General features: G+C 44.0%; 13 protein-coding genes. 9 read left to right on the top strand and 4 right to left on the bottom strand.

Annotated elements, in window-relative coordinates; genetic code table 11:
* Nucleotides 1–10 precede the first annotated feature (10 nt).
* On the bottom strand, nt 11–3,145 hold the full coding sequence (locus B9Y69_RS02880; RefSeq protein WP_159451797.1) for a SusC/RagA family TonB-linked outer membrane protein: 3,135 nt from the start codon (nt 3,143–3,145) through the stop codon (nt 11–13).
* Between the two features lie 454 nt (nt 3,146–3,599).
* Here B9Y69_RS02880 and B9Y69_RS02875 point away from each other — a divergent pair, with 454 nt between their 5' ends.
* The 7 genes from B9Y69_RS02875 to B9Y69_RS02845 all read left to right on the top strand — a co-directional run bounded on the left by B9Y69_RS02875 (nt 3,600) and on the right by B9Y69_RS02845 (nt 12,335).
* Nucleotides 3,600–3,971, top strand: coding sequence for a DUF1801 domain-containing protein (locus B9Y69_RS02875; RefSeq protein WP_085471487.1), 372 nt, complete (start codon nt 3,600–3,602; stop codon nt 3,969–3,971).
* Nucleotides 3,972–3,984: 13 nt separating this feature from the next.
* Nucleotides 3,985–4,578, top strand: a complete 594-nt coding sequence (locus tag B9Y69_RS02870; RefSeq protein ID WP_085471486.1) for a GrpB family protein — start codon at nt 3,985–3,987, stop codon at nt 4,576–4,578.
* Between the two features lie 18 nt (nt 4,579–4,596).
* Nucleotides 4,597–5,433 (top strand): GNAT family N-acetyltransferase, encoded by an 837-nt coding sequence (locus tag B9Y69_RS02865; protein ID WP_085471485.1) that lies wholly within the window; start codon nt 4,597–4,599, stop codon nt 5,431–5,433.
* Between the two features lie 130 nt (nt 5,434–5,563).
* Nucleotides 5,564–6,196 carry a TetR/AcrR family transcriptional regulator gene (locus tag B9Y69_RS02860; RefSeq protein ID WP_085471484.1) on the top strand — a complete coding sequence of 211 codons (633 nt, stop codon included), beginning with the start codon at nt 5,564–5,566 and terminating at the stop codon, nt 6,194–6,196.
* A 365-nt stretch (nt 6,197–6,561) separates the two neighbouring features.
* Nucleotides 6,562–7,698 carry an efflux RND transporter periplasmic adaptor subunit gene (locus B9Y69_RS02855; RefSeq protein WP_085471483.1) on the top strand — a complete coding sequence of 379 codons (1,137 nt, stop codon included), beginning with the start codon at nt 6,562–6,564 and terminating at the stop codon, nt 7,696–7,698.
* 16 nt (nt 7,699–7,714) lie between these two features.
* Nucleotides 7,715–10,885, top strand: coding sequence for an efflux RND transporter permease subunit (locus B9Y69_RS02850; RefSeq protein WP_085471482.1), 3,171 nt, complete (start codon nt 7,715–7,717; stop codon nt 10,883–10,885).
* A 10-nt stretch (nt 10,886–10,895) separates the two neighbouring features.
* The gene (locus tag B9Y69_RS02845) at nt 10,896–12,335 is read left to right on the top strand and encodes an efflux transporter outer membrane subunit (protein WP_085471481.1); all 1,440 of its coding nucleotides are present in this window, start codon (nt 10,896–10,898) and stop codon (nt 12,333–12,335) included.
* Between the two features lie 134 nt (nt 12,336–12,469).
* Here the strand turns inward: B9Y69_RS02845 and B9Y69_RS02840 are convergent, their stop codons facing one another.
* Nucleotides 12,470–12,985 (bottom strand): YciE/YciF ferroxidase family protein, encoded by a 516-nt coding sequence (locus B9Y69_RS02840; RefSeq protein WP_085471480.1) that lies wholly within the window; start codon nt 12,983–12,985, stop codon nt 12,470–12,472.
* 44 nt (nt 12,986–13,029) lie between these two features.
* Nucleotides 13,030–13,197 carry a hypothetical protein gene (locus tag B9Y69_RS19170; RefSeq protein ID WP_159451796.1) on the bottom strand — a complete coding sequence of 56 codons (168 nt, stop codon included), beginning with the start codon at nt 13,195–13,197 and terminating at the stop codon, nt 13,030–13,032.
* Between the two features lie 280 nt (nt 13,198–13,477).
* Between B9Y69_RS19170 and B9Y69_RS02835 the strand changes: the two genes are divergently transcribed.
* On the top strand, nt 13,478–13,726 hold the full coding sequence (locus tag B9Y69_RS02835) for a DUF7218 family protein (RefSeq protein ID WP_085471479.1): 249 nt from the start codon (nt 13,478–13,480) through the stop codon (nt 13,724–13,726).
* An 85-nt stretch (nt 13,727–13,811) separates the two neighbouring features.
* On the opposite strand, the gene surE is transcribed toward B9Y69_RS02835, so the two are convergent.
* Entirely contained in the window at nt 13,812–14,537 is a 726-nt protein-coding gene (gene surE, locus B9Y69_RS02830) for a 5'/3'-nucleotidase SurE (RefSeq protein WP_085471478.1), read from the bottom strand.
* Between the two features lie 76 nt (nt 14,538–14,613).
* Here surE and B9Y69_RS02825 point away from each other — a divergent pair, with 76 nt between their 5' ends.
* Nucleotides 14,614–15,516 carry a diacylglycerol/lipid kinase family protein gene (locus B9Y69_RS02825; protein WP_085471477.1) on the top strand — a complete coding sequence of 301 codons (903 nt, stop codon included), beginning with the start codon at nt 14,614–14,616 and terminating at the stop codon, nt 15,514–15,516.
* Nucleotides 15,517–15,547 lie beyond the last annotated feature (31 nt).

Raw genomic sequence — 15,547 nt, 5'->3', positions numbered from 1 at the left:
TAAAAGAGAATTAAAGGGTAATATTCAATATGAATTCAAACGTTCGCGGCTGGGGCACCGTTGCCCAGTCGTATCCCGCAGTATTTTGATTGGTACTTTGCGCGCTCACCTCCGGGTCAAGCCCACCATAATTTGTCCAAGTCCACAGGTTTGTTGCTGACACAGTTGCTTTCAAGCGATAGAGTTTTAGTTTCGCAGCTAGGGCCTGCGGCAACGTATATCCAATAGAAACATTTCTCAATCGCAGAAAAGAACCATCTTCCAAGTACCGGCTGCTTAAATTTGCTACTTGACCCGTGTAGTTGTTTGCGGGTGCGTTATTCTGCTCTGGGTTCAAGGCATATCGGGTCATTTTGGGTATATCTGTTACATCGCCTGTTTTTTGCCAACGCTGCAACTGACGCGGATCAAAGCCTATTCCGTTTTGGATTCCCCCATGCACCAAAAAGAAATTATGCATATTCAAGAGATGATTCCCTTGCGTGAAATATAAAAAGGCACTCAATTCAACACCTTTGTAGTTAAAGGTGTTGGTCAAACCTCCAATAAAATTAGGCTCTGTATTCCCCAGAATCTGTCTATCTGCATAATTCACGACACCATTTCCATCGACATCTTCATAAACGGCATTTCCCGTTTGAGGATCTACATATAGCTGCTTATATAAGAAAAACGAATTAATTGGATATCCTTGGCGCAAGATTGAAGTACCTCGGTTGGTTGCTCCCAATGTTTGTTCTTGTGGAATCTTTTCGATACGATTTCGGTTTCTCGAAATATTAAAACTTGTTTGCCAGTTAAAGTGTGGCTTTCGAATATTTGTAGATTCGACAGTAAGCTCTAATCCACGGTTACTGATCTCTGTATAATTGCGAATGGCAGAAGTATACCCGCTACGTGATGGTACGACCACACTTTGTAAGCCGTTTGTCGTATATTTGTAATACCAATCAAATGTGATATTCAACCTGTTATTCAAAAGAACTGCATCCGTTCCGATGTTAGTCTGTCGGGTTGTTTCCCAAGTAAGATCAGGATTAGCCAAACGACCGGGCGATAAGCTTGGTTGATCAAGATAAGACTGTGCATTAGTAGACCAAACCGCTAGGGCATCATAATCTCCAATTCCATTCTGATTTCCAGACAAACCAAAGGTTGTACGTAGTTTTAAGCCATTGATGATCGTATTGTCGCGTAAAAAACGTTCCTGCCCAACATTCCAAATAAATCCACCGGCAGGAAAGTATCCCCACCGTACATTTTTCCCGAAACGTGACGAACCGTCAGCACGTAAACTGAACTCCAATGCGTAACGTTTATCAAAGGTGTAGCCTGCATTTCCGAAGAACGAGACCAATCGATTTTCATTTCGCGATGAAGTTCCTGATGTCGTTCCTCCAGAAGACACCTCACGCAGGACATCAAAAATATAATTCGTACCACTTGCTCCCACATTTTGCGACTGTTGCACATTGATGGTATTTCCCAGCAAGAAATTTACATCGTGTTTGTTGCCAAAAGACTTTACGTATGTCAATAGTTGCTCTGCTGTATATACTTGAATCAAGTTGTTGCCAGCACTGGCCGCACCTGTATTGCTAAGCGCAAAATCGGAGAAGCTACGCGTACCATTGCTGGTATAGTCAAAACTACCACTGGTCTTAAATTTAAGATGCGATAGAATACTATATTCGGCGAATAAATTTACAGTATTCCGCCAGGTAGTATAGTTGTTATCCAAATGCTCAATGAGGCGCAGATGATTATTAAAAGTAGCATGGTTTAGGTAGTTTCCTTGCGCATCGAAGACCGGTAGAAAGGATCGAGGAAAAATAGCCGAATTTATAATTCCCCCGGGGTCGTTATCGTTGTTTCGTACATTGGAACGTCCTACACGCGCGAGATTATAGCTAGTCCCTACCTTTAGCCGTTCGGTTACATTGTTATCATAATTTACGCGAAGCGAAAAGCGATTAAAGTCATTTGGCCGCACAATGGATTCCTGTCCTGAATACCTTAAACCGATGTAATGATTGCTATTTGATCCCCCTCCGTATAAGGCAACCTGATAGTCAACTTGGTATGCATTCTTAAATAGATCACTAATTCGATCGTAGGTGGGTAGATTAGAAATATTATCGCGCGAGAAATCGGTGGATCCGTCTCCATTTTTAAAGGGAAATACCAGGTCCCAATTCGTGGGCTTCTCGCGTGTCAAGTAGCTCGCCAAACTTTCTTGATTCTCTGTGGCCGTATTGAACCACGATTCATAGAGAAGTTGTCCGGTTTCAGGACCAGTAACAGCTTTAAACTTGTTTACGGCTTGGGAAAAGCCTTGTTTAGTAGAAAAGTTAATGCGAGATGCCGTATTTCGCTGTCCTCGTTTCGTCTTGATCAATACGACCCCATTTGCGCCTTGCGACCCATATATAGCCGTTGCATTCGCGTCCTTTAGGATGGTCACACTTTCAATATCTGCAGGGTTGATATCTGCTAAGGGATTGGAAAGGAGATTTCCTCCGCCCCCCGTAACAGGGAGTGTCGTGCTCAGAAAAACTCCGTCGACAACATATAGAGGTGCGACATTTCCATTAATAGAGTTGTTGCCACGCACCACAAAACTAACACCACCTCCAGGCACTCCTGAAGTGGCTGTTATCTGGGCACCCGCGACTTTCCCCTGGAGAAGCTTCACAAAATCTTGGTCTGCTTGGGCAAGATTGTCCTCTTTAAAGTTTACTGTGGCTATCGAACCACTGATTGCCTTTTTTTGCTGTACCGTGTAGCCTGTTATCACCACTTCATCCAAGGCTTCAACTTTAGGCTTTAGTTCGATAACCGTGGGAGAAGTTTGCACAACCAGGGTTTTCTTTTCATAACCTATATTGGACAATGTAATAGTGAAGGGTAATTTTTGTCCGGTCACAAACTGGAACTTACCAAAGCGGTCGGTCTTCACACTGTGCGTGACCGCTTCCAATTGCACCGTCACCCCTTCAATCGGTTCTTTGGTATAAAAATCTAAAACTGTGCCGCTTAGGGACGCGTTGATAATAGGGTTTGTTTCTTGCGCTGAACTTGTTTCGATAAACAAAAAAAAGAGCATACAAGGGTACAAATACTGGAATAATCCGTATTTTTTCATAGTTTTGAACTGTTTTAATAGTGAGTACTTACAAGTGCCAACGCCAAATTGAACTTGTTCCATTATTAAACAGCTTAGGGAAGCTTTGCTTCCCTAGCTATTTTTATAAAGAGGGAGAAAATTAACAGCACATTCGCATTCGACAAGAGGCTGTCAAATGATTCGGTTTAGGGAAAGTGTTTAGCCCTTCGGCTTCTTCAGTCAGTAGTTTTTTTTCCATTTCAAATTCTAGTTAATACTTTCGTCGCCAACGCCAATTGAGAAACGATTATGAAGCAAATATACGTTGCAATTTAAAAACTACCAAATTAGTAGACTATTTTTTTCATTTTTTTTATCGGCTCTTTTGTACCTTGAAAATGCCCATTAAATTCGGAAACCGAGAAGGTTAAAAAACATACCCTTTACGTCTTTCAAATTGTTGTATTTTTACAAGAGCCAAAAGATAAACACTATGTCAAAAGAACTCCATAATTACTATTTCAACAAAGAAGAACCGCAGCGGAGCTGCTTACTAAGCTTACGACATATTATTTTAGAACAAGCCCCCCAGATAACGGAAACTCAAAAATATGGAATGCCTTGCTTCTGCTACTACAAGAATATCCTCTGTTATCTATGGACCGATAAAAAAACAGATTATCCCTATGTCTTGCTGACTGAGGGGAAGCTATTGGACCACCCGAACTTAGAACAAGGAAATCGATCTCGGATGAAAATTTTCACGGTAGATCCGACGCAGGACATCCCCATTGTACTGTTAGAAGAAATCCTACAAAGTGGCCTCGATCTCTATCGAAAAGGCATTGTTAAAGTAAAAAAGTAACGTACTTTTGAGTATGAAATTACCTTTTGAGCCTTACACCCCCACATGGAAATCGAAATTTGAGACGTTGAAAAAAGATATCGAACAGCTTCTATCCGATATACAGCCGCAGGTAGATCATATCGGTAGCACCTCCGTAGAAGGCCTTTCAGCAAAACCCATCATCGATATCCAATTGGGTGTAAAAAACAAAGAAGAATTGGAGCAAGTGCCACTATTATTTAATCACCCGAATGTAGTGTATTATGAAAAGTATAACGAAGATATGCCCGAGAGACGCTTCTTTATCCTATTTCAGCACTCCGTCTCCGAAATGGGCGTTTCTTCAATTTTAAAGGCACATCAAGCAACGCCTGAGATCCTACAAAACCACGACTTACGGATTGCCCATATCCATGCATTTGTCCTCGGTTCAGCAGACTGGACGCGACATATCGCATTTCGTGATTATCTAAAGACACACCCTACGATTCGTGCGCAATACCAAGAATTGAAACAAAAATTAGTACAACAAGAATGGGTTGATGGTAACCACTACAACGATGCTAAAGATGCCTTTTTAAAGAAGTATGAAAAAATTGCAGTAGATTGGCACCAACATATTTAACGACATTCCCTGTATTTTATGCAAGTACGTACCTTAAGTAGCAATGATAAAGACCATCTCCTGCAAGCGCTCAACCATGCGTTTGCGGATTATATCGTTCCCTTTCAACTGACGGCCGAGCAGCTTCAATCCAAAATCAAGAATGAAGATATACACTTACCGTGGTCTGTTGGGGCATTTGACAACGATAAACTCATTGCCTTCATGCTGTATGGCGTACGTGAGAATGATGGTAATAAAACCGTCTATAATGGCGGAACGGGTGTGCTTCCGGCTTACCGCGGGAAAGGGCTTGTGGGACAAATGTCGGCTTTCATGAAACCATTCTTCCAAGAAAACAACGTCCAACAAGTCGTATTAGAAGTAATTGAAGGGAATGATGCTGCAATCCGAGCATACGAGAAAGATGGTTTTACTATAAACCGTAAACTCCTTTGCTTCAGTGGAGAAATCCAAGTAAAAAGCACGGACAATACCGCCACCATCCAAACGATAAACGAATTTTCATGGCCTACTCTTCAGTCTTTTTGGGATATTACACCTAGCTGGCAAAACATGCCCGCAAGTATAGAACATATGCATCTCCATATATTGGGTGCATTTGTTCAAGATCAATTAATAGGCTATGTATTTTTCAGTCCGTTAACGAGACGGATCCACCAATTTGCTGTAGCTCCACTCTTCCGCCGAAAAGGTATCGCTTCCCGGTTGTTTGCCGAAATAAATCGTCTTGTAGCAGGTGAGAAAGTACAAGTAAATAACGTTGACGAAGCTTCTTTCGAGAGTAAATTATTTCTTGAAAAACTAGGGCTCACCAATACCATAGACCAATTTGAGATGATAACAGGACTTTAAAGCGCCAATCGCATACTTCTTCGATGGAGATAAAACAAAAAAATGTCATAAATCTATCAACGGTCAAAAAAATCTAACAGCGTTAAATAAATTAATACTACTTTTGCTTAACGTTGTTAGATAATTTAATATGGCCAGTAAAGATCGCATACAAAGACAAAAAGAAGAAACTAGAAATAGTATTCTGGATGCCGCTTATGCGATCGTCAAGGAAGAAGGATGGGAAGGGCTGAACATGCGCAAGATTGCTGATCGCATTGAATATACCGCGCCCATCATTTATGAGTACTTTGCCAATAAGCAAGCTATTATTGAGGAGCTCACCTGTAAAGGACATAACAACCTCACCAAACTCGTGAAAGCCGCCAGCGAAACGGAAACACACCCGGATAAAAAGCTCCAAGCCATGTGGGTCGCGTTTTGGAATTTTGCTTTTGCGAATAAAGAATTGTACCAGGTTATGTTTGGCGTGGAGATGAAGTGTTGTGTGCAGTCCGATAATTTCGAACGCGAGACCACCTACCAACTCTTTGTGAAATGTATTGAAGAAATTATGCAGGATCAACAGCCTACAGGAGCTGAAGTAAAGATAAAGTACTTCACTTTCTTCTCCGTCATCCACGGCCTTATTTCCGTCAATATGATTGGTAATGGTCTCTCCGAGACTACCAATGAACAAATTTTCAAAGATGCGGTAGTGGCTATAACGCGCTCCCTCTACAAACAGGAAGAAATTCCAGTCAAAGAAACGACGAGTTCGTAAAATAACGCAAGAAATTCGTTTTTTTTGCGAACAATACTTAACACTGTTAAATAGTTTTACCACATTAAAAAAAGTAATCAAACGGATTACACGCTAAAATCAACATGAACTACTGCATCAAGATCTGCTTTCTTTTATACGGCCTTTTACCCTTTACTTAACGTTGTTAATTTATTTAATAGCATTAAAATAAAGATATCCGATTCACACTGTTTCTAGTTTCCGTCACTAAAAACAGGTTTTACAGCACTCCCCTCTGCGGAGCAGGATTTCGTTTGTCTTTTTTTCTCGACTTAACATCGTTAAACTATATAACTGAAATAGATTATCTCTAAAATAAACAACTCTTTATCCGCTTAACAACAATGAAAAAGTTATTTTTTTCCAGTATCATCCTCAGCTTGATTTTACAAGCCTGCTCCGAGCCCAAGGCGGCCACCGAAGCAACAACAGTTCCGTCCCTTCCCGTGTATACCGTGAACGAAGCAGATGCGCATACCATCAAAGAATATCCAGCTGCGATTCGTGGTATCACGGATATTGAAATCCGACCACAAGTGGGCGGCACGTTGGAACGTGTCTATGTCGATGAAGGCGCCTACGTCACCAAAGGACAGCTGCTCTTTAAGATTAACGAGCGTCCTTTCCGAGAGCAGTTAAACATTACCATCGCCAATGTAAATGCCGCAAAAGCGGCGCTGATCAACACGCAGCTTGAGATCGACAAGCTGACGCCCTTGGTTCAAAATAAGGTCGTTTCAGACTTTCAGTTAAAATCAGCACAGGCAGCCCATCAGGTCGCACTATCGAATTTGGAGCAAGCCAAAGCCATGGTCGAAAATGCCAAGATCGACTTAGGCTATAGCAATGTACATGCACCGGTCAGCGGTTATATCGGAAGGTTGCCCAAGCGACAAGGAAGCCTGCTTTCGCCCACCGATGTCGAAGCTTTGACCACGGTATCCAATGTATCTCAGGTATATGTTTACTTTTCGCTGGGCGAGATTGATTTCATCCAATTCAAAAACCAAAATTTGGGTACTACCCTATCCGATAAGGTTAAAAATTTAGCACCTGTTACGCTAGAACTTGCAGATAAGTCAGCCTACCAAGAGGTTGGCAAAATTGATGCTGTAAACGGGCAGTTTGATCCGAATACCGGTTCGATTATGCTGCGTGCTACCTTCCCCAACCCGCAAGGTATCCTGCGCTCTGGCAACACGGGAAAGATTCAACTAAAGATCAAGCATGACCACGCTATCCTGGTACCCCAGGAAGCTACCGTTGAAGTACAGGACAAGGTGTTTGTTTATGCCTTGGACGGCGCAAACAAAGTGACGAAAAAACAAATACAAATCGTAGGACGAAGCGGCAACAACTACCTGATCGGTGACGAGCTTCAAAGCGGAGATCGCATTGTGCACAAGGGATTTGACAGGTTACAGGACGGTATGCAGATAGCGCCGGAAACAAAAAAGGTGTTTGCGGCTAAAACAAACTAAAAAAGAACAAAAACCCATGTTTAAAAAATTTATAAACAGACCCGTCCTCGCGACGGTGATCTCTGTTATCCTCATTATATTAGGAATCTTAGGTCTCTACAAATTACCACTCCAGCAGTTTCCTGATATTGCGCCCCCTTCGGTACTGGTGACGGCGTTGTATCCGGGCGCCAATGCCGAGACGGTCTTGCGCGCGGTGGCCCCTTCTTTGGAGGAATCCATCAACGGGGTCGAGAATATGAGCTACATGACTTCTACGGCTAGCAACGATGGTTCACTCTCCATCATGGTGTACTTCAAGCTCGGTACTGACCCCGATCAAGCAGCCGTAAACGTGCAGAACCGCGTTGCGCAGGCTACCAACCAGCTGCCCGAGGAGGTCGTTAAAGCAGGGATCACGACCAACAAGCAACAAAACAGTTTGCTGATGGTCGTTTCCCTTTACGCCGAAGACGATAAATCATTTGACGAAACCTTCCTCGCCAACTATGCACAAATCAATATTATTCCTGAAATAAAACGTATCTCGGGTGTCGGACAGGCTATGGTGTTCGGTGGAAACAAGGACTACGCAATGCGTATCTGGTTAAACCCGACGCAAATGACCACCTATAATCTGACACCTGACGAAGTAACCGCAGCAATCCAAGACAAAAATCTGGAGGCTGCCCCCGGAAAGTTCGGCGAAAGCAGTACCGAGTCCTTTGAATATATTATTAAATACAAAGGAAAGCTCAACAAAGCGGCAGATTATGAAAATATCATTATCCGCTCCAATCCGGATGGCTCGGTACTGCGCCTCAAGGATGTCGCCAAGGTAGAACTGGGATCATATACCTACGGTAGCTCCACCAAGGTGAATGGCAAGCCGGGGATCAATATCGGCACCATGCAGCTCGCCGGATCGAACGCTAGTGAAATACAGGTGGCTATCGATCAGCTGATGCAAAAGGCGGCTAAAGATTTCCCTAAAGGAGTCGAGTACCTGATTCTCTACAACACCAAAGATGCTTTGGATCAATCCATCAATCAGGTAATCAAAACGCTGCTGGAGGCCTTTGTCTTGGTTTTCTTGGTTGTGTTTATCTTCCTGCAAGACTTCCGCTCGACCTTAATTCCGGCCATTGCCGTACCGGTGGCCATTTTGGGTACCTTTTTCTTTATGCTACTATTTGGTTTCTCCATCAACCTATTGACACTCTTTGCCTTAATACTGGCCATTGGAATTGTGGTGGATGACGCTATTGTGGTGGTGGAGGCTGTTCACTCCAAGATGGAACACAGCCACTTGCCACCGAAGGAGGCTACAACTTCAGCGATGGGAGAAATTACGGGGGCAATCATTTCTATTACACTGGTGATGGCCGCCGTTTTTTTACCGGTCGGTTTTATGGAAGGGTCCACGGGCGTCTTTTACCGCCAGTTTGCCCTCACCTTGGCCATTGCCATTATTATTTCCGCTGTCAATGCTTTAACGTTGAGTCCTGCGTTAGCCGCGCTCTTCCTCAAAGAACCAGTGCATCATGAAAATAACGGTCCGGCAGAAAAGAAAACATTCAAGCAAAAGTTCTTTATCGGCTTTAACCGTGGGTTCGACAACCTGACAAGCAAATACTTGGGGGGTATACAACTTTTAATCCGATATAAATGGGTAAGTATGGCTGGCTTGGTATTAATTACGTTGGCGACGGTAGTGTTGGTCAACCGCACCAAAACGGGGTTTATCCCATCGGAAGATCAAGGCTTTATGGCCATTTCGGTATCAATGCCTGGAGGGACCTCATTGGATCGTACGATCAAAACTATTGACGAGGCCGAGCGTATTTTGATGCAATTGCCCTCGGCCAAAACCGTGAATGCCATGTCAGGATTCAATGTGATGACACAGTCTACCAATCCTTCCAGTGGGGTTATCTTCCTGTTGCTGAAGCCGGCAAAAGAACGGGGGCCAATCAGCGATATCAATGCAATCATGGCGGAGGTGAATCAGAAACTTTCCGTCGTCAAAGGTGTCAACTTTTTTGTCTTTACCTTCCCTACCGTCCCGGGATTTAGCAATGTGGACGGGCTGGATATGGTTTTACAAGACAAGACTGGTGGTAGCCTCAATAAATTCAGCGATATTGGCAATCAGTTTATCTGTTCTTTGATGCAACGTCCCGAAATTGCCATGGCATTTACCACGTTCAAAGCCGATTACCCACAGTACAATCTGGAGGTTGATGAGCTGAAGGCCGCACAGCTGCAGGTCAATGTCAAAGATATCCTGCGCACCATGCAGGTATATTTTGGTTCTTCGCAGGCCACCGATTTCAATCGCTTTGGTAAGTACTACCGCGTGATGATGCAGGCGCAAAAAGACGATCGTGCCAACCTGACCACCATGGAGGGTGTATTTGTTAAAAACAGACTCGGACAAGCCGTGCCAATCAATACCTTAGTCACCTTACATCGGGTATACGGACCAGAAACGGCATCGCGGTACAACCTGTTTAACTCGATCAGCATCAACGCTATTGCTAAGCCAGGTTATAGCTCAGGCGACGCGATCAAGGCCGTCGAAGAAGTGGCAGCCCAGCAATTGCCTGCAGGCTATAACCATCAGTTTTCCGGCATGACCAAAGAAGAATTATCCTCCGGCGGGCAATCAGCCATCATCTTCGGTTTATCACTCTTGTTCATTTACCTCCTTTTAGCCGCACAATATGAGAGTTATATCCTACCATTGGCGGTTATACTCTCTATTCCGACAGGCGTGCTGGGCGTTTTTATCGCGATCGGACTGACGGGTCTGGAGAACAACATCTATGTGCAGGTCGCCTTAGTGATGTTGATTGGTTTGCTCGCAAAAAATGCGATCCTGATTGTGGAATTTGCCTTGCAGCGTCGACGTACGGGCGAAAGCTTGCTCTCCTCCGTTGTCGAAGCATCTAGGTTACGTTTGCGCCCCATCATCATGACTTCTGTTGCTTTCATTGCCGGGTTAATTCCGATGATGAACGTGAAAGGACCTTCCGCAATGGGGAATCATTCGATCAGTATTGGTGCCGCTGGCGGTATGCTGTCGGGTGTGATATTAGGCTTATTCATTATTCCTGTTTTGTTCGTCCTCTTTCAATATCTACAGGAAAAGATATCGGGTAAGCCGATACCGCAGGTAAAAGATCAGATTAACGATACTATTTAACGAAATATCTATGTACACAATTCATGTAAAACGCCTTGCCGCTAGTGCACTGTTGCTTGCCGTCGTCGCTTCTTGTAAGATATCGAAGGATATCACGTACTCCCAAGAGACGCTGCCACCGCAGTACCGATCGGCAGATACAATCTCTAGTCTAACGGATTCTTCCAACAATCGTCTTTTAGCAGCTCTCCCGTGGAATGACTTTTTTGTAGACCCTGCCTTGAAAACACTGATTACCGATGCCGTTGCCAAGAACAACCAGTTACAACTCGCGCTTAAAAACCTGGAAATTGCACGGTTACAGTGGACGAAAGCCAAATGGGGCAATGTGCCGGAGGTACAGCTTGGCGTGCAGGCCAGCAGCAACAGTCCTTCTGAAAACAGCATGTTGGGCGCCAATCTCAACCAGGCGCTCCAACGTAGCCATATCGAGGAATATGCCCTCAACGTAGGCCTCTCCTGGGAGGCCGATATCTGGGGCAAGATCAAGAATCAAAAGCGCGTTGCCGAGACCAATTACCTGCAAACCGATGCGGCCAGAAAAGCGGTACAAACGGCATTAATCGCGGAAGTAGCACAGGGCTACTACAACTTGCTGATGTTGGACTACCAGTTGAATACGGCGAAGAAAAATGCAGCATTAACGCTACAGACACGAAAACTTATCGAATGGCAGTTCCAATCGGGACAGGTGAGCGCTTTAGCCATTGCACAGGCTGAAGCCCAACAGCTAAATGCAGAAAAGCTGATCCCGCTGTTCGAACAACAGATTACCGTGCAAGAAAACGCCTTGAGTATTTTGGCAGGTTCCTTTCCGAATGCAATCCAACGCAGTGTAGGGCTTGCTGTGCCAAGCACCAAAGAGAACCTATCTACAGGCCTACCATCGGCTTTGGTTGCCAACAGACCGGATGTTAAACAAGCCGAACTGGCTTTGACGCATGCAAATGCGGAAGTAGGTATTGCCAAAGCAGATTTTTATCCGGCATTGCGCATTGGTGCTAGTGCGGGCGTCAACAGCTTCGAACTAAGTAATTGGTTCACTCTACCCGCCTCGCTCTTTGGAACCGTTACCGGTGGGATTACCCAACCTATCTTGCAGGGCAAGCGTATAAAAACCAACTACGAGGTGGCGCTGGTCGATCGTGAAAAAGCGGTTATCAGCTTCCGAGAATCGGTTTTGGTTGCCGTAAACGAAGTGTCCAACGCCTTGGTATCTATCGAGAAGTTGCACAGTCAGCAAGATGTATTGGAGCGCCGTGCCCAGCAATTAGAGCAGGCCATCAGTAAAGCTGACCTATTGTTCCAAAGTGGTATGGCAACCTACCTGGAAGTGGTTATTGCCCAAGGACAATTGCTGGAAAGTGAACTGGAACTCGCAACAAATAAGAGAGATCAGCTGTCGGCGCGCGTTTCTTTATATCGTGCACTGGGAGGTGGATGGCAATAGCATCGCTATAAATATCAGGTATTTACATCCACTTTCACCGATGTAAATACCTGATTTAATGTCATCGAGCAACGAAACGCACATGTTCTAGAACAAACACAGGAGCTTTTCCGTACAAGAGTAGTTTGAAACATCTAGAACGCACTAACTGAATTAGCCTTGTTGACAGCAATATCCGTTAACAACCTATCCGTCTCTTTTTCCTCATCCAGCGTCTGCTGTAAAAGGTCCTCCGACTGTTTATGTCCCATCATATTCGCGTAGGTCACTAATGTACCATAGGTTGCCATTTCGTAGTGTTCCACTTTCTGTGCTGCAGCAATCAAGGCAGCATCCTTTATCGGATCGCCGTCAAAGTTAAAGCTTATTTCTTCGGCTTCTTCCAGTAGTCCCTGCATGGCTTTACAAGTCTTAGCCCGAGGCGCCAGCCCCAGGTGGTCAAACACTTGCTTTAATCGGTGAATATGCTCTTGCGTTTGTTCATGATGGTCTGCAAAAGCACCTTTCAGTTCTTCATTGGTCGCTTCTTGCTGCATTTTCTTAAGCGCTGTCAACAATTGTTTCTCCGCACTCAATGCATCCTTAAGCTCATCGACAAACAGCTCATGTAAATGTCCGTTTGGCATGTCATTTTTTTCTGTTCTTTTCATGGTAATTGTTTTTAAAGACGTATAGTCTCGTTTGAAAAATTGATTTAATCGGTGATGAAGTAATCCTTAAAAAAGAGGTAATACACCAGTCCTAACACAAGGATGACAATAAATATAGTTATCCAAATCCCACGTGCCGCTGGTTTGTCGTTGGCCTCCTCGAGAACTACCTTAGGTACTTCTTCGCTTTTCTTTCTTCGATATAGTTTCATCGTTGTTCATTTTAAATGTCCCTCCTCCTCTGCTACACTTTCTGTATTAATGAACAGCTGACCCTTCAGAGCGTTGTCTCCAAGTAAAAAATCAGTACTTCTATCAGAAAAAGGATCATCCACCCGTTTTTACCCCCACAACAACACCGTTCAAACACCTGATTACCAAGAAAAACCAACCCTATTAACCACAAAATTGTCCATGATAAAACAAAGATGGACTGACCATCGAATAGGGTCGGTTCAAGGTGAGGATTTAAACCATTAGACAAAAACAACGATGACTAAAGAACACAGAAAACAAATCAAAGACGACGCCACCTATGACGCCTTACGCCGTCAAGGGGCCAGCAAAGTGAAGGCTGCTAGAATAGCGAACAGCCCGGGAGCTAGCCGTCGTGGCGGGCTTGCCAGCAACCTAAACGAACGCAGCAGAATAGAGCTCCTGGAACAAGCAAAAAAGATCGGAATTAGTGGTCGCCACAGCATGCGTAAAAACGAACTAATTAACGCCATTAGAAATCACTAAACAGCCATAGGCATACTACTTTTTCTGCTATAAAAAAAATCATGGGTCGTCTGGCATCAAGCAGACGACCCAGTCTATTTACAAGCTACAAACCTGTTTTGCGTTGCAGCATGACCTCATCGGTCAAATCCAACCGCAAGGGCGTAATGGAAACCTTATTATGATCCACCGCCCATCGATCTGTGCCCTCTTCAGCCGGTTCCAAAGGTGCCACAGTGAACCAGTAATGCTTACGTCCCAATGGATCTGTTCCCGGTACAATGATACCATCATACAAACGCACCGATTGTCTCGTCCATAAAATACCTTCCGGATTCGGCGGAAAGTTCACATTGAATAAAGCCAATTCATCATCCGCCAAAAGCAGCTTTAAAGTTTTTTCTACATAATTTTCCAACTGCTGAAAATCAGGCTCCGTCTTCCCTACCGGGGTACTCAGCGCAATCCCCTTTATTCCCAGTAAGACCGCCTGTTTGGCGGCAGCTAATGTTCCAGAATGCCACATCGAATTTCCCAAATTTGGCCCCATGTTGATACCGGAGAGCACGACATCCACATTTTTCCAAAGGTGCGTACCCATCGCCACACAATCTGCCGGCGTACCATTCACCCGATGGGCTTCAATATCTGGGAAATCTATCGGTGACTTTTTATAGCTCAATGGCCTCGAATGGGTAACAGCATGCCCCATAGAAGACTGCTCGACATCGGGAGCAACCACACGAACCTCACCAAATTTTCTGGCAACCTGTGCCAAAGCAGCAATACCCGGACTATAGATACCGTCATCATTTGTAATTAATATTTTCATAGCATCGTCATAAAGAAGTTCTCAAATTTTAAGAACGTTTGAGCCTACATAAACGTTCATTCATAAAACAATATCTATGGAAAAGGCCATTATACTACACAACCCAAGGGCTGGAGATGAGGACCACAAGAAATCGGACCTTATTGAATTGATTGAAGAAAAAGCCTACAAGGTGGGCTACTTTAGTGTAAAAAAAACTAAAGGATGGAAGAAAAAACTTGAAAAGGCAGCTTTTGCTGTCGTGGCCGGAGGTGATGGAACTGTGCGACGTATCGCCAAAGAATTAACGAAAAGAACGATACTGCATAAACAAATCCCTATGGCAATCTTGCCCATGGGAACAGCAAACAACCTGTCAAAGACCTTAGCCATTCATGCCGACAGAGATTATAACAGCTATCTGTTAAACTGGCAAAAAAAGAATATACAACCCTTTGATATCGGTATTATCAAGGTAAAAAGAAAACTACAGTTCTTCTTAGAAGCAGCCGGTTTTGGTCTGTTTCCCTTACTCATGAAAACAATGGACAAGATAGACTGTAGTCAACTAAAGACCACACAGGATGAGTTGATCTTCGCCTTAGAGACATTACATCAGGTTGTCTTATCTGCCCCTACTCAAAAGTATGAGATAACGCGTAATGGCGAAATCTGCTATCGTGGTAAATCACTGGCTATTGAAGTGCTCAATACCCCCTACATTGGGCCAAATCTACATCTTGGGCCACATGCGAAAATAGACGATGGCTTATTGGATATCGTCTGTATCGAAGCTACACAACGCGCCGAATTCGCTGACTATATCCAACGACTCCTCCAGGGAAAAACGACAAATTTCTTTTGGAAAACATTCCAAGCCGAAGCGCTCACTTTAAAAACAAAAGACAAATGCTTACATATTGATGATGAACTCGTTGAGACGACACAAAAAAACTACGTTTTCGAAATAAGAAAGAGTGCCTTAGGGTTTCTTCGGTAAAAATGAACCTTTTGGGGTGCGAAACTGTTCG

The organism is Sphingobacterium psychroaquaticum (assembly GCF_900177625.1).
GTDB lineage: Bacteria > Bacteroidota > Bacteroidia > Sphingobacteriales > Sphingobacteriaceae > Sphingobacterium > Sphingobacterium psychroaquaticum.
This window is presented reverse-complemented; position numbering and strand designations above follow the sequence as displayed.

Bases quoted from the DNA above. Each gene is read 5' to 3' on its own strand.
- B9Y69_RS02840 (WP_085471480.1), bottom strand. From the start codon at position 12,985: ATGAAAAGAACAGAAAAAAATGACATGCCAAACGGACATTTACATGAG.
- B9Y69_RS02845 (WP_085471481.1), top strand. From the start codon at position 10,896: ATGTACACAATTCATGTAAAACGCCTTGCCGCTAGTGCACTGTTGCTT.
- B9Y69_RS02875 (WP_085471487.1), top strand. From the start codon at position 3,600: ATGTCAAAAGAACTCCATAATTACTATTTCAACAAAGAAGAACCGCAG.
- B9Y69_RS02860 (WP_085471484.1), top strand. From the start codon at position 5,564: ATGGCCAGTAAAGATCGCATACAAAGACAAAAAGAAGAAACTAGAAAT.
- B9Y69_RS02855 (WP_085471483.1), top strand. From the start codon at position 6,562: ATGAAAAAGTTATTTTTTTCCAGTATCATCCTCAGCTTGATTTTACAA.
- B9Y69_RS02870 (WP_085471486.1), top strand. From the start codon at position 3,985: ATGAAATTACCTTTTGAGCCTTACACCCCCACATGGAAATCGAAATTT.
- B9Y69_RS02850 (WP_085471482.1), top strand. From the start codon at position 7,715: ATGTTTAAAAAATTTATAAACAGACCCGTCCTCGCGACGGTGATCTCT.
- B9Y69_RS02835 (WP_085471479.1), top strand. From the start codon at position 13,478: ATGACTAAAGAACACAGAAAACAAATCAAAGACGACGCCACCTATGAC.
- B9Y69_RS02865 (WP_085471485.1), top strand. From the start codon at position 4,597: ATGCAAGTACGTACCTTAAGTAGCAATGATAAAGACCATCTCCTGCAA.
- B9Y69_RS02825 (WP_085471477.1), top strand. From the start codon at position 14,614: ATGGAAAAGGCCATTATACTACACAACCCAAGGGCTGGAGATGAGGAC.
- surE (WP_085471478.1), bottom strand. From the start codon at position 14,537: ATGAAAATATTAATTACAAATGATGACGGTATCTATAGTCCGGGTATT.
- B9Y69_RS19170 (WP_159451796.1), bottom strand. From the start codon at position 13,197: ATGAAACTATATCGAAGAAAGAAAAGCGAAGAAGTACCTAAGGTAGTT.
- B9Y69_RS02880 (WP_159451797.1), bottom strand. From the start codon at position 3,145: ATGAAAAAATACGGATTATTCCAGTATTTGTACCCTTGTATGCTCTTT.